The 2,574-nt window shown below is 43.7% G+C and carries 1 protein-coding gene and 1 pseudogene; both read right to left on the bottom strand.

What is annotated here, in order from left to right; translation table 11 throughout:
- Nucleotides 1–2,102, bottom strand: a pseudogene (locus NG798_RS26970) (hypothetical protein); the annotation flags it as partial.
- 19 nt (nt 2,103–2,121) lie between these two features.
- Nucleotides 2,122–2,442 (bottom strand): hypothetical protein, encoded by a 321-nt coding sequence (locus tag NG798_RS26965; protein WP_261226809.1) that lies wholly within the window; start codon nt 2,440–2,442, stop codon nt 2,122–2,124.
- Nucleotides 2,443–2,574: the final 132 nt, after the last annotated feature.

Below are 2,574 nucleotides of genomic sequence, written 5' to 3'. Positions count from 1 at the left end.
TCACCGCGACCATCTTTTGCACTCACCTTACAACCAGATGCCGTTGCTTCAATTTTGTAAACTTGGCCATCTAAAGAAATATTAGAACCCAATTTATTAGCAGCCCCTATCAAATTTGTAGCAATAGACATCGTTCGTTTAAATTGACTGGTTTCTGTAGTACCCACCGGCGACCATTCATCTGATATTTTTCCGCTCTGTAAATGAGTTTGTAACTGCTTAATTGAATCAAGTTGTTGGCTATCTAATTTATTAGAACCCGGTTCACAGGAAACTCCAAAGGGGGTAGACTTCCATTTCAGTAAGGAATTACCTTCTGAATCTTCCAAAGTATAGGAATTACCTTGACGCTGAATAGAATACTTCTCAGATAAATAGCTCGTCGCATCTTTACCTACTTGAGACTGGAATAATTCGTGCATTGTAGTGGCAGCCTGATGTTCGGTTTGTTGAGAGTGAAAAGCCTTAACCATACCAGACAGCTTTGAAGAAACTTGTTGGCCCAAACCCTTAAAAGATTCCTTTAGCTGCTCCCACCAATTAGTCTGGTCTTGAGAATTAAGCCGCACAGAAACCAACTCTTGAAATTGGTTGGATGAGAGAGCAACTTGTTGTTGAAGTTCACGAGTTGCTTTAATCTGTTCAACCAATAAAGCTTTTAATTCGGTATCTTCTAACCCACTAGAAAGAGAATAGCTACGCCCTAAACCAGTAGCAGATAATGGTTCTTCTGCCTCAACTGAAGTGCGGTTATTGCGTCGTTCAGAAGTTGATATCGGTATATTAATGGGGGAATTTGGGGCCGGTGTACTGAGAGTGGGTGCAGCCTGTTCTTTTGGGGGTGGTGGCACCACTTTGTCATCAAGGCTTTGCGGTGGGGGGGTAGGGTGAGAATCTTCCAAGGCCGGTGGATTGGGCGACGGCAACTCAAACTCTTCTTTTGATATTGGTGCTCTTGGAGTGGGTACAGCCTCTTCTTTTGGTATTGATACCGGAGGAGTGGTTGAGTTCTTTACAGTTTCTTCTGTTGATATTGGGGCTCTTGGAGTGGGCTGTGGTGAGATAGTCTCTTCTCTTGATATGGGTATCCCGATATCTGATTGTTGGATCGGTGTCCCCCCATTCGTGTTTTGTCCTAATTGGGGGCGGGCCTTTTTAAAAGACTTTCGTGCAAGAGACGACCGGCCATCGGTTGCCGGTGTATCCCGGTTAGGGATTCTTTCGCCCGCATCAGTTGCCGGTGTATTCTGGCTGTTGGTTCTCTCAATGCCAACATCGGTTGCGCGCTGGAAGAGGCTGGGGGTTCTTTGACCAGCATCGGCTGCCGGTGTATCCCAGCTAGGGGTTTTCTCAACATCAAGATCGGCTGCCGGTGTATCCCGGTTGGGGGTTCTTTGGCCAGCATCAGTTGCCGGTAATGCCTGGTGGGGAATTTTCTGGGTTTCAATATCGGTGGCCGGTGTACTGGGTTCTGGTGGTGGCCCAAATAGTTCGGTAGCTTGGGCACTTAAGGCAGGATCACTAAATAAGATGGCTTCATCAAAATCAGGGGGAAGCTCTAAACCCACATCTGACAACGGTTCATTACTTTTCATAGATTGATTCTCGTCGTTTTTCAAAGCCTTAATAATTGACTCTTCAATTGCGGTAGACAGATTTTTTTCTCTCGTTCTAGCAAGGCGCTGAAATAGCTCAGGCAATTTATCAAGTGGTAAATTTTTTAATTCATTAACCTTTACCGCCCCACTTGAATCAGTCTCTAAGACAATCTGATTATTTAACTCCACTCGCAGGTCTGATAAAGTTGAAACACTACCAACTTCTGAGGTTCGTAGTTGATTTAATTTCTGGGGTAAATCAGGGTAAAGTTGTTGAGAGAGGGGGCCAAATAAATAATCAACTTTTCTGCCATCCTCTTGGCCATAAAGTACCTTTCCCCCTTGACTAATTGTAATTCCCGTATCTCTAGCTTTTTGAGACTGTTTGAGTGCTAAATCCTCAAGATAATTACCGGCAGTTAAAAAACTTTCGATAATCGAAAAATACGTTTGCTGAAAGGAAGCAGCGTCTCCGGGGGATACAGAGGATGCTAGGTGAACCATATTTACCCCAATTGCCAAATCAATTTAACCCAACTTTTTGTACTAGAGATAAGCGATTAACTAAAACTTGCTTAGTCTCAGCAACTACAAAGACCGCTAATTGGCCATCCCAGAACCAGGCAATAAAATCAGTTGGTTGGTCTGGGGTACGGGTGGTTTCATAAACTTGTCCGAAGGCAATACCGGCCAATAATCCATGTTGATCAAACATCTCAATGGTTTCGGGGTAGTAATTCGGAGAAAATGGGGGTTTATCCAAACTACTAAGAACTTTTGTTGCCCAATCAGGATAACGGGATAAAATCGGGTGGGTTTTAACATCAACTGCTGTGCTCACCATAAGTCAATCTCCTATTTCAAAGAAATTCAAGAAAAATTAAAACAAATTAGCACCCATATCTTTAGAAGAAGTGGCCTCAACCGGCAACGGAAATAACTGCTCAACAATAGAGCGACGTTCTTCAAATTGGGC

The sequence above is a fragment of the Ancylothrix sp. D3o genome (assembly GCF_025370775.1).
GTDB lineage: Bacteria > Cyanobacteriota > Cyanobacteriia > Cyanobacteriales > Oscillatoriaceae > Ancylothrix.
This window is presented reverse-complemented; position numbering and strand designations above follow the sequence as displayed.

What these genes read in the sequence shown, in the direction of transcription:
- NG798_RS26965 (WP_261226809.1), bottom strand. Translation starts at nt 2,442, where the DNA reads ATGGTGAGCACAGCAGTTGATGTTAAAACCCACCCGATTTTATCCCGT.